Genomic DNA, 25,617 nt, shown 5'->3' on the forward strand with positions numbered 1-25,617 from the left:
AAGCCAAGAAAGTGAAGACACTTTCTTGACTCGTTGTAATAGCAAAAAATTAGCGTTTAGCAATTTCTTGTTGTAATAATTTATTAACCATTGGTGGGTTCGCTTGTCCTTTTGTCGCTTTCATAATTTGACCGACTAAGAAGCCAATTGCACGATCCTTACCATTTTTAAAGTCCTCGATTGATTGTGCATTGTTATCTAATACTTCTGTAACAATTGCTAATAAGGCACTCTCATCTGAAATTTGAACTAAACCTTTTGCTTTTACGATGTCATTAGCTGAACCACCATTTTCTACTAATTCAGCAAATACTTTTTTACCGATTTTAGAAGAAATTGTACCGTCCGTAATTAACTTCACCATACCAGCAAGGTTTTCTGGTGTTAATGCTGTATCTTTTAAATCTTTTTGTTCAGCATTTAAATAAGCTGAAACATCGCCCATTAACCAGTTAGCTGAAAGTTTTGCATCTGCACCATCAGCTACCATCGCTTCAAAGAAATCCGAAATTTCTTTAGAAATAACAAGCACGCCCGCGTCATAAGGTGTTAAGCCTAATTCTTCAACATAGCGTTTTTTACGAGCATCTGGCAGTTCAGGAATTTCTGATTTAACGCGCTCTAACCATTCATCGTCGATTGACAGACGCACCAAGTCAGGCTCTGGGAAGTAACGATAATCATCTGTTCCTTCTTTCACGCGCATTAAAATTGTTTTACCTGTTTTTTCATCAAAGCGACGCGTTTCTTGATCAATCACGCCACCTGAAAGTAATACGTCCGCTTGGCGTAACTCTTCGTGCTCAATCCCACGACGTACGTAGTTGAATGAGTTCAGGTTTTTAAGCTCTGTTTTTGTACCGAATTCCTCTTGACCATATGGGCGAATCGAAATGTTGGCATCACAGCGCAGTGAACCTTCTTCCATTTTACAGTCTGAAACATCTGTATATTGGATAATGGATTTTAATTTTTCAAGGTAGGCATACGCTTCATTTGCTGTGCGAATATCTGGCTCAGACACGATTTCTACAAGTGGCGTCCCTTGACGGTTAAAGTCCACAAGTGAGTGGTCACCAGCATGCGTTAGTTTACCAGCATCTTCTTCCATATGAAGACGTGTAATACCGATACGTTTTGTATAACCATCTACTTCAATATCAATCCAACCGTTTTTACCGATTGGCTTATCGAATTGTGAAATTTGATAAGCTTTCGGATTATCTGGATAGAAGTAGTTTTTACGGTCAAATTTTGTTTCTTGTTCGATTTCCATGTTTAATGCAAGTGCTGCACGCATTGCGAAATCTACAACGTTTTTATTTAAGACAGGTAGGACACCAGGGTAGCCTAGGTCGATTACTGTTGTGTTTGTATTTGGTTCAGCACCGAAGTGAGCTGGCGCTGGCGAGAAGATTTTTGAGTTTGTTTTTAACTCAACGTGTACTTCTAAACCAATGACTGTTTCAAAGTTCATGTTATTTTCCCTCCCAAATTTGAGGAACTTCTTTATGGAACGCAGTAGCTTGCTCGAACGCATGCGCTACTCGGTAAATTGTTGCTTCATCGAAGTATTTACCGATAATTTGCAAGCCTAATGGTAAACCATTTTCAAAACCACATGGAATTGAAATGGCTGGCACACCTGCTAAGTTCATAGGAATTGTTAAAATATCGTTAGCATACATCGTCATCGGATCATCTACATTTTCACCAATTTTAAATGCTGGTGTTGGTGCAGTAGGTCCAATGATTACATCAAAGTCTTCGAATACTTTGTCGTAGTCTGCTTTGATAAGTGTACGTGCTTGTTGCGCTTTTTTGTAGTAAGCGTCATAAGTACCTGCGCTAAGAGAATATGTTCCTAGCATGATACGACGTTTTACTTCATCACCAAAGCCTTGCGCACGTGTTTCTTTGTAAAGGTCCATTAAATTCGTCACGTTTTCAGCACGGAAGCCGTAACGGATCCCATCGAAACGAGAAAGGTTTGATGAAGCTTCAGAAGAAGATAGGATATAGTAAGCTGCAAGTGCATATTTAGAATGAGGAAGTGATACTTCTTCTACTGTTGCACCTAAGCCTTTTAGTACTTCTAATGCATCCAGTACGGATTGACGTGCTGCTTCGCCAACACCTTCACCTAAAAATTCTTTTGGTACAGCAATACGTAAGCCTTTCACATCGCCAGTTAGTGCTGCTGCGAAGTTTGGTACTTCTACATTTGCTGAAGTTGAATCGTTAGGGTCTAAGCCTGAAATAGCTTCTAATAGAAGCGCATTGTCTTCAACATTACGTGTAATTGGTCCGATTTGGTCTAACGAAGAAGCAAATGCTACAAGTCCAAAACGAGATACACGACCATATGTAGGTTTCATCCCTACGACACCGCAATATGCTGCAGGTTGGCGGATTGAGCCACCTGTATCTGAACCAAGTGAAAATGGCACTTCTCCTGCTGCTACTGCTGCTGCAGATGCACCTGATGAGCCACCTGGTACGTGGTTCAAGTTCCATGGATTTTTTGTTGTTTTATAGTATGAGTTTTCATTTGAAGAACCCATTGCAAACTCATCCATGTTTAATTTTCCGATTGTAATCATGCCAGCTTCGCGTAGCTTATTTACAACAGTTGCATCGTATATTGGCATAAATCCTTCAAGAATTTTAGAAGCACATGTTGTTTCTAAGCCTTCTGTTACGATATTGTCTTTCACGCCAATAGGAAGACCAAAAAGTGGTCCACGTTTTTCAAATGGTACTTTGTCCATTTCAGCTGCTTGTGCAGTTGCTTTTTCTTCGTTTGAAGCAAGGAAAGCTTGTACATCGCCGTCAAGCTTTGCCACTCGTTCATATGCTTCTTTTGTTAAGTCAGCGATTGTTAGCTTACCAGCTTTAATATCAGCTTGTAGCTCCTTTGCTGAACGTTCAAATAACGTCATGAGGAATCCTCCTATGTTTTAGTATTACATGATAGCTGGTACTTTTACTTGACCATCTTCTTGTTCTTTTACATTTAACATCATTACATCGCGGTCTAAACCTTTAGTTGCCACGTCTTCACGCATTACGTTTACTAATGGTAAAACGTGTGTTGTTGGTTCAACATTTGTAGTATCTAACTCGTTTAACTGCTCTGCAAAGTCAGTAATTTTCCCAAGTTGCTCAGCAAATTTTTCCGCTTCTTCTTCTGTAATTGCAAGACGTGCTAAATTCGCAACGTGCTTAACCTCTTCTTTTGTTAATTTTGCCATTGTTCACACCTCCGAATACTATCCAATTCATTGTTTTTATCGATAACAATAGGGTTGAATAAAGTTAACCATGCCCATTATCATAACATTTTTCCTACTAAAAATCACAACTTTCACCAAAAATATAGAAACTTTCACTACTATGACAAAGTGTTGTCTTATGATGTCTGCTATTGTTGAAATGGACAACATCATCCATAGCGGATTTCCGTACTTTGAGGCTTATTCGCATACTATGCCTTGTTCTCATTTCATTAAAAAATAGCCAGCACAAGGCTGACTATTGTTTACTCATACACGTGTACATATGGGTCTTTATCATTCGCTTCTTTCATAATTAAAGCTTCTGGACCATTAACCGATGTAATGCTCACTTCGACATTAATATTATCAAATTGATTGATAAGGACGCCCGTCAAATATTGTGTGAAACCAATAATTTCAGCCGTGCCGAAAAATTGGATTGGAATTTCAATTGAGAGCTTTTGTATTTTTTTATTTTGATAGAAGCCAGTGCCGATGACACTCGTATAGTTAGAAAAATATTTATCAACATCTTGTTTGAAGTTTTTAAAATTATTACTTACATCTCGATAAGCATCATGTGTGTCATCTGTAGGGAACATCACATATTCTTCATCTAGCGCCTGCCAATCGCCAATATCATTTTGCCCTTCTTTGGCAACACCATAAGTAAAATACGTACCTGGAATTATTTCATTGCGCGCTCGCTGTTTAAATAGCCCAACGACAATTGGTACATCTTTTAGTTCATCACGTGTACGCATACGGGAAACGATTTCAGCCGCCATCTTTTTGCCTTGTTCAATAAGAGCAGACTCCGGAATAGGCTCCTCGTAATACTCCCCATATTGTTCTTTCTGATAATAATAAATAGAATTCAAAGCAAGCCCGATTGAAATACCACCTAGTTTTACTTTGTTATCATCCGTTTTCTTTAAGTAGTTTTGCTCGACAATATGGGCTAAATAAACAGGTGCTTTTGTTGCACGTTCTTCTGGCGTCATAGCGTCTGTTGTCGGAGGATTTAAACCATCCTCCGTTTGTGAACTACGCGCTAACCAGGAGCTTACTGTGCTTTCAGCTAAATATTGCCCTTCTTGGAAGTAATAATTTTCTGTGTCAAACTCATTTTGAGAAAGACGCATTAACCCTGTTTCAACTTCCTTCATATCATACTTCGTGTAAATATTCGAAACAACTAATCCACGGCTTGCACTTTCTTTATATGGAATGAGTGTTTTATAAAAAGATTCATCAATCTGTAGACTAGGAATAATCGTTGTTTCCGCTTTTTCCTGTTGCGTTTCCTGTGTAAGCTCTGTCTCCTTCTTATTCGAAGGCACACAGCCGACTAGCATTGCAGCAGCTACAATTGCTGGAATGAGTCGAAATGACTTCATTATGTTAGTACCCCTTTACTAAAATCAGATTCGTCTTGGACAAATTATATTTGAAGCCACTAATTTTCGGGCGCAAATATTCTTCATGCTTTACTGTTTCCTTGCGTTATGAAACTTTACTTTAAATGATGTTAAGTCAGTTGCTCAATTAGGTCATCTTCGTTCCAAATTTCAATGCCTAGTTGTTGTGCTTTCGTTAGTTTGGAACCTGCATCCGAACCAGCAATAACAAGGTCTGTTTTCTTACTAACACTGCCTGTGACAATTCCACCTAACTCTTCTATTTTCGCCTTTGCATCGTTCCGTGTCAATTGCTCAAGTTTACCAGTTAATACGATTGTTTTCCCTGCAAATGGATTGGCTCCTACGATTACTTCCACCTTTTTGCCTTTATATGTCATATTGACACCCGCTTCAGCAAGTCGTTTAATAACAGCACGGGCATCTTCATTAGCAAAATACTCAACGAGCGACGAGGCCATTTTATCGCCAATTTCATGAATCGCAACAAGTTGTTCTTCAGATGCAGCCATCACCGCCTCCATCGTCTCAAATTCCTCTGACACGATTTTCGCTGCCTTCTCTCCAACATGTCGTATTCCTAACCCAATCAATAGACGTTCCATCGAATTGTCCTTAGATGCTTGAATAGCTTTCACTAGGTTGGTAGCTGATTTCTCACCCATTCGTTCCAACTCTACTAATTGCTCCACTGTTAACTGATATAAATCGGATACATCATGAATTAAATCAGCGCGCAACAGTTGCTCGACAACCTTCTCTCCAAGCCCATCAATATTCATGGCGTTACGGGAGACAAAGTACTTGATGCTCTCTGCAATTTGGGCAAAACAAGCTGGATTCACACAGCGTAAGGCAACCTCCCCCTCAATTCGAATCAGCTCACTATCACATACCGGGCAATTTGGCGGCATTTCGTAAGGAGTTGAATCTTCTGGACGTTGCTCTAATAATACCCCGACTACTTGAGGAATAATATCACCAGCTTTTCGGATAATGACGGTATCTCCAATGCGAATATCCTTCTCGCGAATTAAATCTTCATTGTGTAGAGAGGCGCGTTGCACTGTAGTTCCAGCTACCAGTACCGGTGCTAAAATCGCAGTTGGTGTGACAACGCCAGTGCGCCCTACTGTTAAATCAATATCAAGTAATGTTGTGACAACTTCTTCAGCGGGGAATTTGTAAGCAATTGCCCATCTTGGACTTTTTGCCGTATAGCCGAGTTCATCCTGCTGTGCAAAACGGTCGACTTTGATAACAATACCATCAATTTCATAGGCTAAATTCGGTCTGTTTTCTGTCCAATATTCAATAAAGGACACTACTTCCTCAATGGACGCGCAACGTTGACGCTCCTTATTTGAAGGGAAGCCGATTCCTTCTAAATAATCTAGCATTTCGCCATGTCCATCAATTCCGTATGCCTCACCATCTCCACCAATTGCATAGATAAAGGTTGATAATTGACGACTTGCGGCAATTTTAGGATCTAATTGACGCAATGAACCTGCAGCGGCATTGCGAGGATTTGCAAATAATTCTTCGCCATTTTCTGCTCGCTGGGCATTCAATTTTTCAAATGATTTTTTAGGCATATAGGCTTCGCCACGTACTTCAATCGTAATTGGTTCTTTTAAGCGCAGTGGCACAGCACGAATCGTTTTTAAATTCGCTGTTATATCTTCTCCTACAACGCCATCACCGCGTGTAGCTCCTTGTACAAAAACACCATTCTCATATTTTAATGAAATAGCAAGACCATCTATTTTTAATTCGCAAACATAAGAAAAGTGATCGCCGATTGCTTGACGAATTTTACGGTCAAACTCTTGTAAGTCCGCTTCATTAAATGCGTTTGACAGACTTAGCATCGGATAATCATGCGTCACTTTCTTAAATCCTTCTACGATTGCACCGCCTACACGTTGTGTTGGTGAATCAGGATAAATAAGTGAAGGATTTGCCTCTTCTAATGCAATGAGTTCATGTAATAGTTGGTCATATACACTATCTGCAACTAGAGGGTTATCTAGCACGTAATACGCATGCCCATATTCATGCAATAATTTATTTAACTCCGCTATGCGCTGTTCAATTTCATTCATTTAAGTTCCTCCGCTTACGCTTTTTCAATAGGTGCAAATTGCGCCAATAGTCGCTTAATACCGATTGGTTGTGGAAATGCGATATCAAGTTCTGTACTATCACCTTCACCTTTTACGCTAACAACCATACCTGTTCCCCATTTTTTATGAATCGCTTTATCCCCAGCCTTCCAACCGAATTGGTCGCCTCCAGTTGCTTGCAGGCGTGCAGTTGCTGGTTGTGTATGCTGGTGCGCGCCAAGTGTGCGTTTTGAATACCCACTAGACGAGCGATTACTTGATGCAAATGGTACTTCAGGTTTTGAACCACCTTTGGAAATTGACTCTAAAATGTCCTCTGAAATTTCACGTAAGAAACGGGAAGCATTGTTAAAGCTTGAACGACCAAAAATTGTACGCGATTGTGCACATGTTAAATACAACCGTTCCTCTGCCCGTGTAATGCCAACATATGCCAGTCGTCGTTCCTCTTCCATTTCATCGTTGTCGTCTAAAGAACGAGAGTGAGGGAAAATATTTTCTTCCATGCCAATAATGAAAACGACAGGGAATTCTAATCCTTTTGCAGCATGCATCGTCATTAAAATAATATTGCCTTTTGATGCATCTTCCTTGTCAAGCGCATCGATATCGGCAATAAGAGCTAAGTCCGTCAAGAAGGCAATTAAGCTCTTATCTTCACTGCGTTCTTCAAACGCTTTTGTTACAGATAAAAATTCCTCAATATTTTCTAAACGACTTTCCGCTTCAATAGACTTTTCGTTTTGTAACATCGCACGATAGCCTGATTTCTCAATTACTTGTTCCACGATTTCCGTCACAGATAAGTAATTTTGCATTTCTGTAAAACCTTTAATCATTGCATAAAAATGTTCTGCTGAAGCAGCAGCTTTTCCTGTTAGTCCCATAAAGATTAGATCATTCATCGCATCAAAAATGGAGCGATCCTGATCAATTGCATAGCGTGCCATTTTTTCAAATGAGGTAGCACCAATACTACGCTTCGGTTCGTTGATAATACGCGCAAGCGATAAATCATCGTCATTGTTGGCGATTAGACGTAAATACGCCAATAAATCCTTTATTTCTTTACGGTCATAGAATTTTGTACCACCCACAATTTGATACGCCATATTGGACTTCACAAGCACTTCTTCCATCACACGAGACTGTGCATTTGTACGGTATAAGATGGCGAAATCATCAAATGAACGATTTTCCTTCTCCATAAGCTGTTGGATTGTTTGCACGACAAACTGCGCTTCTTCCTGCTCATTATATGCCTTATATAAAGCAATTTTTTCACCATGTGCATTTTCTGTGCGCAGCTCTTTCGGATAACGGCTTGTATTATTTTGAATGACGTCATTTGCCGCTTGGAGGATGCGCTTTGTAGAGCGATAATTTTGCTCTAACATAATGACCTTAGCATTTGGATAATCTTTTTCGAACGATAAAATATTGCCAATATCAGCGCCTCGCCAACGATAAATGGATTGGTCGGAATCCCCTACGACACAAATATTTTTAAATTTTTTCGCAAGTAATTGCACTAATAAATATTGCGATTTATTAGTATCTTGATATTCGTCAACATGAATATATTGAAATTTATTTTGATAGTATTCTAATACTTCAGGTACTCGTTTAAATAAGGTAATCGTTGTCATGATTAAATCATCAAAATCTAGTGACTGATTGCGTCGTAATCTTTTTTCATAGCCTTTATAAACAAGGGCAACCGTTTTTTCATACGGATTATGTTCATTGATTTGCGATGCATATTCATCTGCAGTTATGCATTCATTTTTTGCTGAACTAATCGCATTTAAAATAGCACGTGGTTCAAAACGCTTAGGGTCAATATTTTCATCTTTTAAAACATTTTTAATAACTGATAGCTGATCTGTCGAATCTAAAATCGAGAAGTTGCGTGAAATACCTAGTTGCTCGATATTACGGCGCAAAATGCGTACGCACATCGAGTGAAATGTTGATACCCACATGCTGTCGCCCGTTCCATTTCCGAGAATGCCATCTATCCGCTCTCTCATTTCACGAGCAGCCTTATTCGTGAACGTAATCGCTAAAATCTTTGATGGGTATACTTCTTTTTCTATGATTAAGTACGCAATACGATGTGTTAGTACTCTCGTTTTGCCCGAACCAGCGCCTGCCATAATTAGCAATGTCCCTTCAGTTGTTTTTACTGCTTTTTCCTGTTCGGGGTTCATACCTACTAATAAGTTTTTTGTTAAATGCTCCATTTCGCACCGCCTTACAAACATTTGTTCTTAATTATATCGCATTTTTTACAGCCTTAACAGTCGAAAGTGCAGCTTTTAAATCCTCATATATAATATTTCCCACAACTACAGTATCAGCAACTTGTGCCATTTCAGCAGCTTGCTTAGAAGAAGTTATGCCACCACCGTAAAAGAGCTTTGTATTTTGCAATTCATTTTTCACCGCACGTACTATTGCAATATCGCCATATTCTCCACTATATTCTAAATAAAATACAGGCAGTTTAAAGAAGTTTTCTGCCATTCGTGCATAGGCCACTACATCATCCGTCGATAAATCGGTATTCGCTTGTGTTACTTCTGCAACTTTACAATTTGGATTTAAAATACAATACCCTTCAGCTACTAACTCATCCCAAACCATAATATCACCATATTCTTTAATAGCCTCATGGTGTAAATTTTTAATCCATTTCGGGTCATCACTATTTAACACCGTTGGAATAAAATAATAGTCATAGCCAGGCGTTACTGCATCAATTGTTGAAATTTCCAGCGCTATTGGTACTTCAAAGCGACGCACACGGACAAGCAAATCTAATACGCCATCTAATGTTACGCCATCTGTGCCGCCGACCAAAATAACATCCGTTCCAGATTCACAAATTTTTTCTAGTGCTTCATCCGATATGTCCTTTGCTGGGTCTAACTTGAACACATGTCTCCACTCTAAATAATCCATCTATTTTACCACCTATCATTTTCTATCTATTCGTTTACAAGTATAGCTTATGGCTCTCTACAAAAAAATATAAAAGACTGAGCAGAAACTCTACCCAGCCTCTTACCTACTATTCTTTTGGTGCTTGAAACGGCTTTTCATCTGGATACAAACGACCTAACATTTCATCATATGTATCGTTACCATAATCAAAGCAGCGACGTACACGAGAAATTGTTGCGGTACTTGCCCCTGTCTCCTTTTTAATGGATTCATAGGTTTTCTTTAAACGTAATAAATGTGCTACCTCAAAGCGTTGTGCTAGTGATTGAATTTCACTAATCGTACATAAATCATCAAAAAATTTATAGCATTCTTCAATGTCCTTCAGTTCTAGTACTGCTTTAAATAACTGATCTGTTTGATGCCCTCGAATTTTTTCGATTTGCATACAGTTTTCCTCCCTCTTAAGGCTGCGTTTTCACCATTGCTTGTAACCCTGGTGAAGCTGGTACGAAATGAACCCATGACTTTCCTGGAACTAGCTTTACAAGGTCACCAGATTCTTCGACAGCCATTGGTAATCCATCGATATTAGCCCATTTTACTTCTCTTAAATAACCATTTTGCAATACATACGCATTTCCACCAGAGGTTAAATCAATATCTTGACGACCCACATTATCAATTGTTTGGTGATTCATTTCAAAAAATAACACATTTGCAAATGTTAATGCTTCGCCTGTCAACATATCTTTCGTTTCCACGCCTGCCGATTGTCGTCCATAACGATTCGTTTGATGATCGTACACATACGTATTGTGGAAATAATTACTATTCCCATAGTTAATGTCAACTTGACTTGTTTCAACGCCTATTTTACCACGTTCATCGGGTTCATAAAAAGCCTGATGCACTTTTTCACTGTAATTCATTGAAGCGCCTACTTTTTCAGCACCTTTTAATATATTTTCAGAGGTAATATAAGAGTTATGTGGAGCTACGCGATCATTCGAGCGTTTAAACAGTGTACCATCGTAATTCATACCATTTATATTATCCACAACATTATTGCTAAGCATCGCTTTTGCCTCTGGGCTGTAGCCATGTGCGACATAAAATGCCCCAAGACCTTTTGCCATATCTACAAAATATGAACGTGCACTTCGTACTGAGCCAATGTTTTCTGGTAAATCACTTTGATAGACTGCTAGTAAACGCGTAACGTCACCTTCAGCTAGCATTTCATAAATAATATCTGCGGATGCCAAACCTGATTGAGGGCGCGCGGCAGGATGATTATTAATGGTCACTATAATTGGACGCTGTGTTACTTCTTCTTCAACACTCTCTCCTGTTAACGGTGCCACAAATGTCTCTTGCTTTGCAGGCTCTTCAATAGCTGGCTTGTCATCTACTTTCGTTGCTTCCTCATCTGATTCAGATGCATCTTTTGAACATCCACCGATGAACAAGGCGCTTAATGCTAAGCCAACTAGTAGTTTTTTTGATTTTAACACTTGCATTACTCTCCTTTAGTCAATGCCGCTCTGATGTAATGTCTATTTGCTGGTGCTCTGGCGCTATATAAATTGTACTACTTTAACTACCGCATTACTGCTGGTAATAATAATTTATTCTTCAGGACATCAAAAATCCCTTTTGGTGTTATTCGAATATACGGCAAATGCGTAGATTGTAAAAATAGCAAAGTATAAATGGCATCTCCTAAACGATAGCCACGTTCTGCCAATGCTTGTTTTAAATCAAGCTCCTTCACTGTCAGTTCCTCCATATTCCCTTGATACAGAATACCACCGATAGTTAACGGAACAGATGCTACGACCTCTCCCTTTTCTACAAGCACAATGCCTCCACGCATTGCCTTCATCTCTTCAAATGCCTTTTGCATATCGTCTTTATTTTTGCCGATAAGCAAAATATCCCCAGTATTTGAATAGGAGGAGGCAAAACCTTGAACGTTTGTGGCAAAACCTTTAATCATCGTATTAACATGCCAGTTACCACTTCGATTAATCAGCATTAAATAACTTTCATCATGGTTTGCAAGCTGCCCTTCTCGTGTAATCAATGAATTATAAGGTTTCGTTATAACGTCATTTACTAATTCAATTCCAAATGGCATTGAAAATTGGAAATCATGAGAGGTTAGCGAAAAGTCCAAATCAAAAGAAGGAATTGCTGAATAATCTATGTCAGCAAAACGATGCACCCGTTCTCCATCACGCTTTAACCAAACACCTTTTGATAGTACACTTTCCGGTATTGGATGATATTCATCTTGTAGAATATTTAGTGAGGCAAAGCGTCCCGTCGCAATAAAACCATGTAAGTTCGACATATTGTAATAACGCGCAACATTATAGGATGCCATTTGGTAAGCATCGATTGGTGAAACCCCTGCATCTAATGCGACTTGAATACATTTATCCATCACACCATCCTGATGGAATGATGGTGTTGAGCCATCCGTTGTCATCATTAAATGGTCGAATATCGGTAGTTGTTTTTCTACGATTCCTTTCAATAGATTTGGTAAATCTGGACGAATTGAAGAATGACGAAGCGTTACGGCAAATCCTTGCATAATACGACGTTCTACTTCTTCCACCGTCATGGCTTCGTGGTCTCCATCTGCACCAAGTAATTTCATCCGCGCTAAAGTGCGCTCTGATGCACCTGGAAAATGACCTTCAATCTTTTTACCATATCCTTTCGCCATTTGCATGCGATAAAGCATTAAATCATCACCATGCAGTAAACGAGGCCAGCCCGTTAGCTCTCCACCTAACAATACATCGTCACGTTCTAACCATTCTAAAATCGAAGTGTTTGAAAAAATTTCTTCCTCTTGCTCCATTTCTGTTTGTGAATCAAAGCGCGTCCACCAATAAAACGAAAACGGTAATTTCTTTAAGTCATCTAATATTGAAAACGCTTTCTTGTTTTCTAAAGATAAGACGAAGCTTAAATTATCCGATATAAAAGCTGTAGTCCCAAGTTGCCCACAAAAATCAGCAAAGGATTGAGGATGATACAACTGGAACGGATGAACATGTGGTTCAATGTAGCCAGGTACAATCGTTTTATCCGAACAATCCACTATTTCTGTTTCATCTATTACTGGAGGCATTTTTTCTCCCGCATACACGATACGGTCTCCTGCAATCCAAATATTCCCTATCACCCATTGTTTCAGCATGCTATGTAAATAACGTGCATTTTTTAAGACAATATTAGGCGATTTTTTGCCATCTATAACAGCTAAATGCTGACGCAATTCCGTAATTTTCCATACTGGATCCATGTAAATCGCTCCTTCCTAATTTGCGTAAAATTTCATTGTGTAATTCCTATTTGAATTCACATACTACTACTGCATAAACGCTTTTGCATTCATTGTGCATATGGATGTATTGGCGTTCGCATTTTGAATAGGACTCACAAGTTGACGCCTTTCAAAAACCGAGCCATGTACATCTTCATTTCAGATTATCTGCAACATGAAGCAAAATAATGCTTTATGCAATCATCTTGTTTCAATCGTAACACAGCACTTTCATAAAGCAAAGTGCACCCCGCTTTATTTTTTCCACTATGACTAAAGGAGGAAATGATATGATGCAACAAGCAAATCTTAGTGATAAAAATGCCTTTTGCCGTTTTGCCCTTGGCACAAGTATGACGGCATTTGGTATCGCTAAAGTTTCAAGAAATCCTAACTGTTTGAAAAGTCGACTGATGATCGCATTAGGGGCAATGAAAATGGCTGAGGGTATTTTTAAATATTGTCCTGCAAAGGCAATGTTAAACACAAATGTGGAAACTGCCATGAACACCTCTATGCAAAGTATGTTCAGTGGGCAAAATTCTATGTCTTCTGAACAAAATCCAATGTCCTCTGAACAGATTGGTAAGCTAATGAAGGATTTCTCCTCTGCGATTACTGGTAATTCGTCAGATATAACTGCAAGTGCTTCTAACTCATCTGACACCAGCACTTCAAACCAACATTCCTCGGACAGTAAAAATTCTACAACAAAAGCACAAAATCCTTCTTAGTCAAAGAAGCCGTCTCAATACAAATTTGAGACGGCTCCTTACTTTTTAGAGAAATGAAAAGTCTATGAAAAATATTTGTAAATGTTATTTAAATGTACGCCAGCCAATATCTTTGCGATAGAAGAAGTTGTTCCATTCAACTGTGGCAATGCCAGCATAAACTTTTTCTTGTGCTTCTTGTAAGGTAGATGCTTTTGCCGCGACAAGTAAAACACGCCCACCATTCCCTACATATTTTCCATCTACAAACTTCGTACCTGCATGGTAGACTGCATGTGAAGCTGAAAGTGTTTCTAAGTTCGGTAACGCATTTCCTTTCTCCACATCACCAGGATATCCTTCAGCAGCAATAACAACGCCTAACATCGCTTCATTTGACCATTGCAAATCAAATGGTTTTTCCTCCATTAATGCGTTCATAAAGGCACCGAAATCGGATTGCATGCGTGGAAGGACGACCTGCGTTTCTGGATCACCAAAGCGCGCATTGAATTCGATTACTTTAGGACCCGTTTTTGTTAAAATTAGACCCGCATACAAAATACCCGTAAATGATACCCCATCTGCTTCCATTCCTTTAACAGTCGGCTCAACTACTGTTCGATAGGCGACATCCACTACATCCTGCGATATTTGTGGGACAGGAGAATATGCACCCATGCCACCTGTGTTTGGTCCTTTATCGCCGTCATAAGCCCGTTTATGGTCTTGTGCAATCACCATTGGATAAATTTGTCCTTTATGTACAAAAGACATAAAGGAGAATTCTTCACCATCAAGGAATTCTTCAATCACTACACGAGATGAAGACTCACCGAAACGCTGATTCCCGATCATATCCTGTACGGCATCAATCGCTTCTTCTTCTGTCATAGCTACTACTACACCTTTACCAGCCGCTAAGCCATCTGCCTTAATAACAATTGGTGCACCTTGGGCTTTAATATAGTCAATCGCTTTTTCTGATTCTGTAAATGTTGCATGTGCAGCGGTAGGAATATGATATTTATTCATAATATCTTTGGCATATGATTTACTGCTTTCAATTTGCGCTGCTGCCTTCGTTGGACCAAATACGCGTAAACCACGTTGCGTAAAGAAATCGACAATCCCTTCTGCAAGTGGTTGCTCTGGACCAACAAATGTTAAATCTACTTCGTTTTCTTTAGCAAATTGTGCAAGTCCTGCAAAATCCATTGTGTCAATCGCAACAACTTCAACATCTTCTCGCATCCCATCATTACCTGGCGCTACGAATACTTTTTTTACGGACGGAGAAATGCTAAATTGTTTGGCAATTGCATGCTCACGACCGCCACTTCCTATAACTAATACGTTCATAATTAGTGTATCCTCCTCTTTAAGAGTAAGAGCTGTCTAATAAGCTGCTCTAAGTAAATCCTTCGAACCTCATGTGAGTTAGAGCATTTATATGCTTTTATAGAAAAAATAGTATACTAGAAACGCTCCCAGTATACTATTTTCCTTATTAGGACAAACCCTTTATTAATTGTATATTTTTATATAGCGATGATTAATGCTTGAAGTGACGTACGCCTGTAAACACCATTGCAATGCCGTACTCATTTGCTTTATCAATCGAATCTTGGTCTTTAATAGAGCCACCTGGTTGAATAATGGCTGTAATTCCTGCCGCATGAGCTGCTTCTACTGTATCACTCATAGGGAAGAATGCGTCAGATGCTAAAGCAGCACCTTTTGCTTTATCACCCGCTTGTTCGAAAGCGATTTTCGCAGCACCTACACGGTTCATTTGACCAGCGCCAACACCTAATGTCATTTGAGAATCTGTTACAACGATTGCATTTGATTTCACATGTTTAACTACAGCCCAGCCAAGTTGTAATGCTTCCCATTCTTTGTCAGTAGGCTCTCTATCTGTCACTACTTTAATGTCTGCATCACCAAAGCCATAGCTGTCTGGCTCTTGTACAAGTAAGCCACCTTCAACAGAGACAACATTAAATTGATCTTTTTTAGCTTGCTCAAATGGAATTGTTAATAAGCGAATATTTTTCTTTTGTGTAAGAATATCTAATGCTTCTTGCGTGAAAGATGGCGCAATAATAATCTCTAAGAAAATATGGCTTAACTTTTCTGCCGTTGCCGCATCTACTTCCATGTTCAATGCAATAATTCCACCGAAAATAGATGTAGGATCGGCTGCATATGCTTTGTCAAAAGCTTCTTCTAGCGTTACACCTGTACCAACACCACATGGATTCATATGCTTCACAGCAACTGCTGCAGGCATTTCAAATTCTTTCACGATTTGAAGTGCGGCATTACCATCTTGAATGTTATTGTATGATAATTCTTTTCCGTGTAATTGCGTAGCATAAGCTAATGAGAAATCCGAACCAAGACGTTTTTGATAAAACGCGGCTTTTTGATGAGGATTTTCACCGTAACGTAAGTTTTGCTTTAATTCATAAGTAAGCGTTAGGCTTTCAGGGAACGCTTCCTCTGTTAAGTGATTTGAAATATAAGAATCATACGCTGCTGTGTGACGGAAAACCTTTGCTGCTAGCTTACGACGTGTTTCAATCGTTGTAGCACCAGTTGCTTTCAATTCTTCTAATACAGTTGCATAGTCATTGCTATCTACAATGACTGTTACATATTGATGATTTTTAGCTGCTGAACGTAGCATTGTTGGACCACCAATATCGATATTTTCGATGGCATCATCCCATGTTACATTAGGCTTTGAAATTGTTTCAACAAACGGATAAAGATTAACACAAACAATTTCAATTGGTTCAATTCCATGCTCATTCATTTGCGCTTGATGAGAAGCATCATCGAATTTCCCTAATAGTCCACCGTGGATCATTGGATTTAAAGTTTTTACACGCCCATCTAAAATTTCTGGGAATTTTGTTACTTCATCCACTGCTGTTACTGCGACATTATTGTCCTGTAACATTTTTTTTGTACCACCAGTTGATAAAATTTCATAACCTAATGCCACTAATTCTTTGGCAAATTCTAAAATACCATCTTTATTGGAAACACTGATTAATGCACGTTTTGTCACAACGAAATCCTCCTAATTTGTCTCGTGTAAAGCCACGAATTATCTATCCATCTTGATTTAGCGGCGTTAGGTGCTTATTGAACGACTCGTTCTACTTGAGCGGAGTTCATCATGATTTGAGCGAATCTTACAGGAACAATTAGCGTTTCCTGTTACAATGAGCCAAACCTAACTACCTACCAATCCATTACTTTAATAATTGTTGTAATGCTTTTGTATATAACACATGCTCTTGCTGATGAATGGCCATTTCAGTTGCCTCACGATCACCTTCAATAACAGCAACTGCAGCTTGTGCAATAATAGGCCCTGTATCCATGCCTTCATCTACAAAATGCACCGTAACACCCGTCACTTTCACACCATGTGCAATTGCTTGTCCAATAGCATCTTTGCCTGGGAAGGATGGTAACAGTGAAGGGTGGATATTCACAATACGCTGTGGATATGCCGCCAATAATACTTCGCTAATTAAACGCATATACCCTGCAAGTACAATCCACTGCACACCACATTCACGTAAGGCTTCAATAATCGCCGTTTCGTAGTCTGCTTTCGATGCAAATTCTTTTGGATTTAAAGCTAGGACGGGGATACCAAATTTTTCTGCACGCGTCACAACAAATGCAGCAGGCTTATCTGTCACAACAAGCTCCACTTTAGCATGTAGTTCGCCACGTTCAATCGCTTCTTGAATCGCTTGGAAATTACTGCCGCTCCCTGAAGCAAAGACGGCAATTTTTACTGGTGCAATCATTACACTAAGCTCCCATCATGTGAGCCGTTAAATACAACGCCCTCGCCTTTCACAACGCGACCGATTTTGTATGCTTTTTCACCATTCGCTTCTGCTGTAGCAATAACTTTATCTGCTTCTGCTGCTGGTACAGCCAATACGAAACCAATGCCCATATTGAAGACATTATATAAATCTTTATCTTCAAGCTGACCTTTTTCTTTTAAAAATTCGAAAATACGAAGAACCGGCCAAGAACCTAGGTCAATTTCTGTTGCTAAGCCTTCTGGCATCATACGTGGTAAGTTCTCATAGAAACCGCCACCCGTTACATGTGCACAACCATGCACATCAGCCGCTTTTAATGTTGCAAGAACTGGTTTTGCATATAATTTAGTTGGGACTAACAGTGCTTCACCAATTGAGCCTAAGTCTTCGAAGCCTTCAACAACTGCATCCACTGCATAGCCGTTGTCAGCAAACACGATTTTACGCACTAATGAATAGCCGTTCGAATGGACGCCGCTTGACGCTAATCCAATAAGCACATCACCTTCAACAATTTTTTCACCTGTTACGATTGCTGATTTTTCACAAGCGCCTACAGCAAATCCTGCTAAATCATACTCATCTTCTTCATAAAGACCTGGCATTTCCGCAGTCTCACCACCGATTAAAGCAGCACCAGATTGCACACAGCCATCTGCAACACCTTTGACGATTTGTTCAATTTTCGCTGGTTCTGCTTTACCAAGTGCCACGTAATCTAAAAAGTAAAGTGGTTCTGCACCTTGCGCTACAATATCGTTTACACACATAGCAACACAGTCCACGCCAATTGTATCGTGCTTGTCTACCATGAAAGCTAATTTTAATTTTGTCCCAACACCATCTGTCCCTGAAATTAAAACAGGTTCTTTAAGATTTAGTTCTGACAAGTCAAACATACCACCAAAGCCTCCAAATGTACCCATCACACCTAGTCGATTCGTACGTTCAACGTGAGACTTCATTCGTTTAACAGCTTCGTAGCCCGCTTCAATATTTACACCTGCTTGTTCATATGCTTTTGACATGCAGAGATCCTCCTTTAAATTAATTCAGCACAAATCCCTAACTTTTACATATAGAGAATCGTACAAAATTATGTTCAACATCATGCTGGGAATATCAATCCTAACTCAATGTCATTTTCACCTTTAGAGGATACCCAACATCGTTTGAATGTGGGTACTCCAACAAGGCTTTATTGATTAACATACACTTAGCGTAACAGTTCTTTTTCGTGTGGTAAGATTGTATCTGGGAAAATTTCTGTTGGGTATTTGCTTGTAAAACATGCTAAGCAAAGACCTTTATTTTCATCCTCAAATGGACGTGCAATCGTTTCGACCATGCCTTCAACTGAAAGGAATGTTAGTGAATCAGCACCAATTGCGTCTCTTATTTCATCCACACTATGGCTCGAAGCAATCAACTCTTCATGTGTTGAAGTATCAATACCGTAATAACAAGGATCCGTCATTGGTGGAGAAGAAATCACAACATGCACCTCTGCTGCACCTGCATCCTTTAGCATTTTGACAATACGGCGTGATGTTGTACCACGAACAATTGAATCATCCACCATTACAACGCGTTTCCCTTTGACAACTTGCACAACAGGTGACAGCTTCATTTTTACACCACGTTCACGCAATTCTTGGGTCGGTTGAATAAATGTACGACCAACATAACGATTTTTTATTAACCCTAGCTCATATGGAATACCGCTTTCTTCAGCAAAGCCAATTGCTGCTGAAATACTTGAGTCAGGTACACCAGTTACGACATCCGCTTCAATATGTGCGCATTCACGTGCGAGTTGTTTCCCCATACGTTTACGTGCCATATGCACATTAATGCCATCAATATCGGAATCAGGACGTGCTAAGTATACATACTCCATCGCACACATTGCGCGATTTTCCATATCTGCAAAACGATCTGATTTTACACCTTCATCGTTTATTATTAATAATTCCCCTGGTTCCACAGAACGTATAAACTCTGCTCCTATTAAATCAAAAGCACAAGTTTCAGAAGCAACAACCCAACCGTCTCCTAGTTTTCCAAGAGATAGAGGACGTAGACCATGTGGATCACGTGCAACAAGCATTTCATCTTTGGTCATAATTAAGAATGAATACGCTCCCTTTAATAACGAAAGGGCATTTTTCACCTTTGCTCGGAATGGTGAATGCGAGCTTTTCTTAATAAGATGCGCTAACACTTCTGTATCTGAGCTAGAGTGGAAAATACTACCTTGACGCTCTAAATACTGTTTTAAGTGTGTCGCATTGACTAAGTTACCGTTATGAGCAATTGAAAGGCTACCTGTTGATGAATGAAATAGTAATGGCTGTACATTTTCGATTCCGCCACCGCCAGCAGTCGTATAACGAACATGGGCAATTGCCGCTTTTCCGTCCACTGCTTTTAATTTCTCTTCGTTGAAAACATCATTTACTAATCCTTCGCCTTTCACCGCGCGCAGGTGTAGACCGTCAGAAACGACGATACCAGCACCTTCTTGTCCACGGTGTTGAAGAGCATGAAGCCCGTAATAACTAAGGTGTGCTGGATTTGGGTTACCCCAAATACCAAACACCCCACATTCTTCGTTTAAGCCTCTGAGTTCAGCAAGCATGGGATTGCTCCTTTCCAACTAGAACGGAATTCCTCCACTGTACCTTCTACAAGCACACCGTTGTCACCGTTGATTTTAACAAGCGCATCGTTTGTTACGACACCGATTTTTTGTGCATCTTTTACAGTTTCTACAAATGCAGTTGCATTTTCTTCTTTGACTGTTACAACGAAACGGGATTGTGTTTCACTGAATAAAGCCGTTGTTGCAGAGCCTGTTAGTGTTACATCAATGCCTAAGCCTTGTGCACCAAATGTCGTTTCTGCAAGTGCTACAGCAAGACCACCCTCTGCTACGTCATGTGCAGATTGTACAAGTCCAGCTTTAATTGCTTTCAACAATGCTTGTTGACGAGCTGCTTCTACTTCTAGGTTAATAGCAGGTGCTTTTCCTGAGATGACACCGTTATTTAATAATTTTTGAAGTTCTGAACCACCAAATTCAGTATTCGTTTCACCGATAACAAATACTACATCGCCAGCTGCTTTCACATCTTGCGTTGTTACATGTGCTAAGTCTTCGATTAGACCTACCATACCGATTGTTGGTGTTGGATAAACGGCTTCGCCGGAACGTTCATTGTATAAAGAAACGTTACCACCGATTACTGGTGCATTGAGTGCAGTACATGCTGCTGAAATACCATCGGCAGATTTTTCAATTTGCCAGAAAATTTCTGGTTTCTCTGGATTACCAAAGTTTAAGCAGTCTGTAATAGCAAGTGGTGTACCACCCGTTGCGACAATATTACGCGCTGCTTCTGCTACTGCAATCGCGCCGCCCACTTCAGGATCAAGGTAAATATAGCGAGAGTTACAGTCTGTAGTCATCGCAAGACCTTTATTTGTGCCACGTACACGGATAACTGCAGCATCTGAACCAGGTGCTACAACTGTTGATGTACGAACTTGATAATCGTATTGATCGTAAACCCATTCTTTTGAAGCAATCGTAGGTGCTTGTAACAATGCGTTTAACGTTTCTTTATAATCTGTTACAACTGGTTCTGCATTGTCCATTGCTTGGAACTGTGCGTAGTATGCAGGCTCAGCAGATGGCTTATGATAAACTGGCGCATCTTCTGCTAATGCATCTGCTGGTACATTTGCCACAACTTCACCTTTGTGCAGTAAACGCAACATTTTATCATCTGTTACAACACCAATTGCTACTGCATCTAAATCATATTTATCGAAAATCGCTTTAATTTCATCTTCGCGACCTTTTTTCACAACTAATAACATACGTTCTTGAGATTCAGATAACATCATCTCATATGCAGTCATACCTGTTTCACGTTGTGGTACTAAATCTAGGTTCATTTCTACACCAGATCCAGCTTTAGAAGCCATCTCTGCTGAAGATGAAGTAAGACCCGCAGCACCCATATCTTGAATACCAACTAGCGCATCAGATTTTACAACTTCTAAACAAGCTTCAAGTAGTAGTTTTTCCATAAATGGGTCACCTACTTGCACAGCTGGACGTTGATTTTCTGATTCCTCTGTTAATTCTTCAGAGGCAAACGTCGCTCCATGGATACCATCACGACCTGTTTTTGCTCCTACGTACATCACTGTATTTCCTACACCCGCAGCAATACCACGTTGAATATCCTTGTGATCAATTAGCCCAACACACATTGCATTTACTAATGGATTACCTTCGTAGCAAGGGTCGAATTGAATTTCGCCACCAACAGTTGGAATCCCGATACAGTTACCATAGCCAGCAATACCAGCAACTACTTCTTCGAATAAATATTTACCACGTGCTGATTTTAACTCTCCGAAGCGTAATGAGTTTAGCATCGCAATTGGACGTGCACCCATTGAGAATACATCGCGAATAATACCGCCAACACCTGTTGCTGCACCTTGATACGGCTCGATTGCCGAAGGGTGGTTATGTGATTCCATTTTAAATACAACGGCTTGCTCATCACCAATATCTACAATCCCTGCACCTTCACCAGGACCTTGTAATACTTGTGTCCCTTTTGTTGGGAATTTACGTAATACTGGTTTTGAATTTTTATATGAGCAGTGTTCAGACCACATTACTGAGAAAAGACCTGTCTCTGTCCAGTTTGGTAGGCGACCTAGAATACCTTCTACCATTGCAAATTCTTCGTCTGACATCCCCATTCCAGCGTATAGCTTTTCATCTTTAATTTGCTGTGCTGTTGGCTCAAACTTAGTTGTTGACATGATTTTCCCTCCACTGCTTCACAATTGATTTGAATACTGCTAGACCATCGGCTCCGCCCACAAGTGCATCGACAGCTCGTTCTGGGTGAGGCATCATTCCTAATACATTTCCGCGCTCGTTAATAATCCCTGCGATATCTTCTAAAGAACCGTTTGGATTTTCTCCTGAGTATGTGAACACAATTTGATTGTTATCTTTTAGTTTTTGTAATGTTTCCTCGTCACAATAATAGTTACCTTCACCGTGTGCGATTGGAATATTGATTACTTGACCTTGCTCATATTGATTTGTGAATAATGTATTGTTGTTTTCAACTTTAAGCTGTATTGTACGACACATGAATTTTAGGTTTTTATTACGTAGTAAAGCACCTGGTAATAAGCCTGCTTCTGTTAGAATTTGGAACCCGTTACAAACACCCAAGACTGGCTTACCCGCATCTGCTGCTTTTTTTACTTCTGCCATAATATTGGATTGGTTTGCCATAGCGCCACAACGTAAATAGTCACCATAAGAGAAGCCGCCTGGTACTAGAATACCGTCAAAGCCACTTAAATCTGTTTCTGCGTGCCATACATATTCTACTTCTTCACCTAGTTCGTCTTTAATCGCATGATACATATCGATGTCACAGTTTGACCCAGGGAATACGAGTACTGCGAATTTCATGATTAGTTAGCCTCCTCGACTTCGTAACGGTAGTCCTCAATTACTACATTTGTTAAAACTTTTTCACACATTTCTTTTACTAGAGTATCAATATCGCGCGCAGAATCTCCGACAGTTAGTTCAAGATATTTACCGATACGTAAATCTTCTACTTCACCGTAGCCCATTTTCGCTAAAGAACCTTGTACTGCTGAACCTTGTGGATCTAGAATACTCTCACGTAATGTTACGTAAATTTTAACTTTTTTCATTGTTATTTGCCTCCGAGTCTAGAAAGAATAATAGTGTATACTTCAGTTAAATTACCAAGGTCTCGACGAAAGACATCTTTGTCCAACTTTTGCTTTGTTTTTGTATCCCAAAGTCTGCATGTATCTGGTGAGATTTCATCTGCCAATAATACATCTCCGTTCGTATCACGGCCAAATTCAAGTTTAAAGTCAATTAGCGTGACATCCACATCAGCAAAAATTGGTTGGAGTACTTTGTTCACAGCTAATGCACCGTCATACATCGCTGTTACTTCTTCTGGTGTTGCAAGGTCAAGTACATCAATATGCTCCGTTGTGATAAATGGATCGCCTAATGCATCATCCTTGTAATAGAATTCTACGATTGAGCGTTTTAATGGTGTGCCTTCTTCTAAACCAAGGCGTTTTGCTAAGCTACCTGCAGCTATGTTACGAACAACAACTTCAATTGGAATGATTTCAACCTTTTTCACTAGTTGTTCTGTAGCAGACAATTGTTTTACGAAATGTGACGCAATTCCGTTAGCTTTTAATTTTTCGAAAATTAATGAAGTAATGCGATTATTTAAAACGCCTTTCCCGTCAATTTCCTCTTTTTTCTCACCGTTAAATGCTGTTGCACTATCCTTATATTCAACTAAAAGTATTGTAGGATCTTCTGTTGCATATAATTTTTTTGCTTTACCTTCATACAAAAGTTGGTCTTTCGTCATTTCGTCATTCCCCCAGATTATTATGAAATACGCCTCGACGTATTGATGTTATGGATTTTGAATCTTGAAGTATGATTCAAAACCCGTAACATCCGTCGTGGCACTAACTGTCTATCGATTCAATACTGTTAGTTAAGTCCAAGACGTTCAAAAATCATATCTACATGCTGTAAGTGGTAGTTGTAATCAAAGCAATGATCTAACTCTTCCTTCGTTAAATAAGAAGTGATTTTTTCACTTGCATCAACTAACGTACGGAATTGCACTTGCTCGTCCCACGCCTGCATCGCTAATGGTTGAACTGTATCATACGCTTCCTCACGTACTAACCCTTTATCGATTAGTGCTAATAAAATTCTTTGTGAGTAAATCAGTCCAAATGTACGACCCATATTACGTTTCATGTTTTCAGGGAATACTGTTAAATTTTTCACGATGTTACCGAAGCGATTTAACATATAGTTCAGTGTAATCGTTGCATCCGGTAAAATAACTCGTTCCGCAGATGAATGTGAAATATCACGCTCATGCCATAATGCTACGTTTTCGTAAGCTGTTACCATGTAACCACGCATTAAACGTGACATACCAACCATGTTTTCAGAGCCGATTGGATTGCGTTTATGCGGCATAGCAGATGAACCTTTTTGTCCTTTTGCAAAGGATTCCTCTACTTCTCGTGTTTCTGATTTTTGCAATCCACGAATTTCAGTTGCGAATTTTTCAATTGATGTTGCAATTAATGCAAGAGCGCCTAAATATTGTGCATGGCGGTCACGCTGTAATGTTTGTGTAGAAATAGGTGATGCTGCGAGCCCTAATTTGTCACATACGTATTGTTCAACGCGTGGATCGATATTTGCATATGTGCCAACTGCACCAGACATTTTACCTGTTTCAATCACTTGAGCAGCTGCTTCAAAGCGTTCTAAGTTACGTTTCATTTCTTCATACCATAAGCCTAATTTTAAACCGAACGTTGTTGGTTCAGCATGTACACCATGTGTACGACCCATCATAACTGTATGTTTATGCTCTTTCGCTTTTGCTGCAATAATATCAATAAAATTCACAATATCTTTTCGTAAAATATCATTCGCTTGTTTAATCAAATAAGAAAGGGCTGTGTCAACCACGTCTGTTGAAGTTAAACCGTAGTGCACCCATTTACGCTCTTCGCCAAGTGTTTCAGATACAGCACGTGTAAATGCCACTACGTCATGACGCGTTTCTTTCTCAATTTCTAAAATACGATTTACATCAAATGAAGCATTTTCACGAATTTTAGCTACATCTTCTTTTGGAATATCGCCAATCTCCGCCCAAGCTTCACATGCTAAAATTTCAACCTCTAACCAAGCTTGGTATTTATTTTGTTCTGTCCAAATTGCGCCCATCTCGGGTCTTGTGTAACGTTCAATCATTGCGTA

Annotated in this window: 21 protein-coding genes; 1 reads left to right on the top strand and 20 read right to left on the bottom strand. The window is 39.6% G+C overall.

The window, feature by feature from the left end; all coding sequences use genetic code 11:
* Nucleotides 1–49: 49 nt before the first annotated feature.
* The 10 genes from gatB to LO754_RS20670 all read right to left on the bottom strand — a co-directional run bounded on the left by gatB (nt 50) and on the right by LO754_RS20670 (nt 13,102).
* Complete coding sequence (gene gatB, locus LO754_RS20625; protein WP_069509620.1) at nt 50–1,477, bottom strand: Asp-tRNA(Asn)/Glu-tRNA(Gln) amidotransferase subunit GatB; 1,428 nt, start codon at nt 1,475–1,477, stop codon at nt 50–52.
* 1 nt (nt 1,478) lies between these two features.
* Nucleotides 1,479–2,942, bottom strand: a complete 1,464-nt coding sequence (gene gatA / locus LO754_RS20630; protein ID WP_024364474.1) for an Asp-tRNA(Asn)/Glu-tRNA(Gln) amidotransferase subunit GatA — start codon at nt 2,940–2,942, stop codon at nt 1,479–1,481.
* Nucleotides 2,943–2,966: 24 nt separating this feature from the next.
* Nucleotides 2,967–3,254: an Asp-tRNA(Asn)/Glu-tRNA(Gln) amidotransferase subunit GatC gene (gene gatC, locus LO754_RS20635; RefSeq protein WP_024364473.1), complete on the bottom strand. Its 288-nt coding sequence runs from the start codon at nt 3,252–3,254 to the stop codon at nt 2,967–2,969.
* A 287-nt stretch (nt 3,255–3,541) separates the two neighbouring features.
* Nucleotides 3,542–4,678: a CamS family sex pheromone protein gene (locus tag LO754_RS20640; RefSeq protein WP_024364472.1), complete on the bottom strand. Its 1,137-nt coding sequence runs from the start codon at nt 4,676–4,678 to the stop codon at nt 3,542–3,544.
* A 131-nt stretch (nt 4,679–4,809) separates the two neighbouring features.
* Nucleotides 4,810–6,807, bottom strand: a complete 1,998-nt coding sequence (ligA, locus tag LO754_RS20645) for an NAD-dependent DNA ligase LigA (protein ID WP_231785170.1) — start codon at nt 6,805–6,807, stop codon at nt 4,810–4,812.
* 14 nt (nt 6,808–6,821) lie between these two features.
* On the bottom strand, nt 6,822–9,074 hold the full coding sequence (pcrA, locus tag LO754_RS20650; RefSeq protein ID WP_231785171.1) for a DNA helicase PcrA: 2,253 nt from the start codon (nt 9,072–9,074) through the stop codon (nt 6,822–6,824).
* Nucleotides 9,075–9,105: 31 nt separating this feature from the next.
* Complete coding sequence (pcrB, locus tag LO754_RS20655) at nt 9,106–9,795, bottom strand: heptaprenylglyceryl phosphate synthase (protein WP_024364469.1); 690 nt, start codon at nt 9,793–9,795, stop codon at nt 9,106–9,108.
* A gap of 109 nt (nt 9,796–9,904) precedes the next feature.
* A complete protein-coding gene (locus LO754_RS20660) occupies nt 9,905–10,225 on the bottom strand; it encodes a YerC/YecD family TrpR-related protein (protein WP_004225717.1) in 321 nt (106 codons plus the stop codon).
* Nucleotides 10,226–10,241: 16 nt separating this feature from the next.
* Nucleotides 10,242–11,294 (bottom strand): DUF3048 domain-containing protein, encoded by a 1,053-nt coding sequence (locus tag LO754_RS20665; protein WP_231785172.1) that lies wholly within the window; start codon nt 11,292–11,294, stop codon nt 10,242–10,244.
* 86 nt (nt 11,295–11,380) lie between these two features.
* The gene (locus tag LO754_RS20670; protein WP_229387820.1) at nt 11,381–13,102 is read right to left on the bottom strand and encodes an adenine deaminase C-terminal domain-containing protein; all 1,722 of its coding nucleotides are present in this window, start codon (nt 13,100–13,102) and stop codon (nt 11,381–11,383) included.
* A gap of 311 nt (nt 13,103–13,413) precedes the next feature.
* Between LO754_RS20670 and LO754_RS20675 the strand changes: the two genes are divergently transcribed.
* Nucleotides 13,414–13,857 (top strand): YgaP-like transmembrane domain, encoded by a 444-nt coding sequence (locus LO754_RS20675; RefSeq protein WP_025220655.1) that lies wholly within the window; start codon nt 13,414–13,416, stop codon nt 13,855–13,857.
* A gap of 84 nt (nt 13,858–13,941) precedes the next feature.
* Here LO754_RS20675 and purD read toward each other — a convergent pair whose 3' ends face one another.
* From purD to purB, 10 genes are all read right to left on the bottom strand, one after another.
* A complete protein-coding gene (purD, locus tag LO754_RS20680) occupies nt 13,942–15,198 on the bottom strand; it encodes a phosphoribosylamine--glycine ligase (protein ID WP_024364465.1) in 1,257 nt (418 codons plus the stop codon).
* A gap of 193 nt (nt 15,199–15,391) precedes the next feature.
* On the bottom strand, nt 15,392–16,918 hold the full coding sequence (gene purH / locus LO754_RS20685; RefSeq protein ID WP_024364464.1) for a bifunctional phosphoribosylaminoimidazolecarboxamide formyltransferase/IMP cyclohydrolase: 1,527 nt from the start codon (nt 16,916–16,918) through the stop codon (nt 15,392–15,394).
* A 187-nt stretch (nt 16,919–17,105) separates the two neighbouring features.
* Nucleotides 17,106–17,675 (bottom strand): phosphoribosylglycinamide formyltransferase, encoded by a 570-nt coding sequence (gene purN, locus LO754_RS20690; RefSeq protein ID WP_024364463.1) that lies wholly within the window; start codon nt 17,673–17,675, stop codon nt 17,106–17,108.
* A complete protein-coding gene (purM, locus tag LO754_RS20695) occupies nt 17,675–18,730 on the bottom strand; it encodes a phosphoribosylformylglycinamidine cyclo-ligase (protein ID WP_231785173.1) in 1,056 nt (351 codons plus the stop codon). The genes purN and purM overlap by 1 nt, the downstream gene beginning before the upstream one ends.
* A gap of 188 nt (nt 18,731–18,918) precedes the next feature.
* The gene (purF, locus tag LO754_RS20700; RefSeq protein WP_024364461.1) at nt 18,919–20,343 is read right to left on the bottom strand and encodes an amidophosphoribosyltransferase; all 1,425 of its coding nucleotides are present in this window, start codon (nt 20,341–20,343) and stop codon (nt 18,919–18,921) included.
* A complete protein-coding gene (gene purL, locus LO754_RS20705; protein ID WP_231785174.1) occupies nt 20,319–22,553 on the bottom strand; it encodes a phosphoribosylformylglycinamidine synthase subunit PurL in 2,235 nt (744 codons plus the stop codon). The genes purF and purL overlap by 25 nt, the downstream gene beginning before the upstream one ends.
* Nucleotides 22,540–23,223, bottom strand: coding sequence for a phosphoribosylformylglycinamidine synthase subunit PurQ (gene purQ, locus LO754_RS20710; protein WP_025220660.1), 684 nt, complete (start codon nt 23,221–23,223; stop codon nt 22,540–22,542). Before purQ ends, purL begins: the two co-directional genes overlap by 14 nt.
* A 2-nt stretch (nt 23,224–23,225) precedes the next feature.
* Nucleotides 23,226–23,474, bottom strand: a complete 249-nt coding sequence (gene purS, locus LO754_RS20715; protein WP_024364458.1) for a phosphoribosylformylglycinamidine synthase subunit PurS — start codon at nt 23,472–23,474, stop codon at nt 23,226–23,228.
* Between the two features lie 2 nt (nt 23,475–23,476).
* On the bottom strand, nt 23,477–24,187 hold the full coding sequence (gene purC / locus LO754_RS20720) for a phosphoribosylaminoimidazolesuccinocarboxamide synthase (RefSeq protein ID WP_024364457.1): 711 nt from the start codon (nt 24,185–24,187) through the stop codon (nt 23,477–23,479).
* 128 nt (nt 24,188–24,315) lie between these two features.
* Nucleotides 24,316–25,611 (bottom strand): adenylosuccinate lyase, encoded by a 1,296-nt coding sequence (gene purB / locus LO754_RS20725; protein ID WP_231785175.1) that lies wholly within the window; start codon nt 25,609–25,611, stop codon nt 24,316–24,318.
* Nucleotides 25,612–25,617 lie beyond the last annotated feature (6 nt).

Source organism: Lysinibacillus sp. GJ-1 (genome assembly GCF_021166035.1).
GTDB lineage: Bacteria > Bacillota > Bacilli > Bacillales_A > Planococcaceae > Lysinibacillus > Lysinibacillus sphaericus.

Excerpts from the sequence above, each read along its gene's own strand:
- gatB (WP_069509620.1), bottom strand. The coding sequence starts at position 1,477 with ATGAACTTTGAAACAGTCATTGGTTTAGAAGTACACGTTGAGTTAAAA.
- gatA (WP_024364474.1), bottom strand. The coding sequence starts at position 2,942 with ATGACGTTATTTGAACGTTCAGCAAAGGAGCTACAAGCTGATATTAAA.
- gatC (WP_024364473.1), bottom strand. The coding sequence starts at position 3,254 with ATGGCAAAATTAACAAAAGAAGAGGTTAAGCACGTTGCGAATTTAGCA.
- LO754_RS20640 (WP_024364472.1), bottom strand. The coding sequence starts at position 4,678 with ATGAAGTCATTTCGACTCATTCCAGCAATTGTAGCTGCTGCAATGCTA.
- ligA (WP_231785170.1), bottom strand. The coding sequence starts at position 6,807 with ATGAATGAAATTGAACAGCGCATAGCGGAGTTAAATAAATTATTGCAT.
- pcrA (WP_231785171.1), bottom strand. The coding sequence starts at position 9,074 with ATGGAGCATTTAACAAAAAACTTATTAGTAGGTATGAACCCCGAACAG.
- pcrB (WP_024364469.1), bottom strand. The coding sequence starts at position 9,795 with ATGGATTATTTAGAGTGGAGACATGTGTTCAAGTTAGACCCAGCAAAG.
- LO754_RS20660 (WP_004225717.1), bottom strand. The coding sequence starts at position 10,225 with ATGCAAATCGAAAAAATTCGAGGGCATCAAACAGATCAGTTATTTAAA.
- LO754_RS20670 (WP_229387820.1), bottom strand. The coding sequence starts at position 13,102 with ATGGATCCAGTATGGAAAATTACGGAATTGCGTCAGCATTTAGCTGTT.
- LO754_RS20675 (WP_025220655.1), top strand. The coding sequence starts at position 13,414 with ATGATGCAACAAGCAAATCTTAGTGATAAAAATGCCTTTTGCCGTTTT.
- purD (WP_024364465.1), bottom strand. The coding sequence starts at position 15,198 with ATGAACGTATTAGTTATAGGAAGTGGCGGTCGTGAGCATGCAATTGCC.
- purN (WP_024364463.1), bottom strand. The coding sequence starts at position 17,675 with ATGATTGCACCAGTAAAAATTGCCGTCTTTGCTTCAGGGAGCGGCAGT.
- purM (WP_231785173.1), bottom strand. The coding sequence starts at position 18,730 with ATGTCAAAAGCATATGAACAAGCAGGTGTAAATATTGAAGCGGGCTAC.
- purF (WP_024364461.1), bottom strand. The coding sequence starts at position 20,343 with ATGCTTGCTGAACTCAGAGGCTTAAACGAAGAATGTGGGGTGTTTGGT.
- purL (WP_231785174.1), bottom strand. The coding sequence starts at position 22,553 with ATGTCAACAACTAAGTTTGAGCCAACAGCACAGCAAATTAAAGATGAA.
- purQ (WP_025220660.1), bottom strand. The coding sequence starts at position 23,223 with ATGAAATTCGCAGTACTCGTATTCCCTGGGTCAAACTGTGACATCGAT.
- purS (WP_024364458.1), bottom strand. The coding sequence starts at position 23,474 with ATGAAAAAAGTTAAAATTTACGTAACATTACGTGAGAGTATTCTAGAT.
- purC (WP_024364457.1), bottom strand. The coding sequence starts at position 24,187 with ATGACGAAAGACCAACTTTTGTATGAAGGTAAAGCAAAAAAATTATAT.
- purB (WP_231785175.1), bottom strand. The coding sequence starts at position 25,611 with ATGATTGAACGTTACACAAGACCCGAGATGGGCGCAATTTGGACAGAA.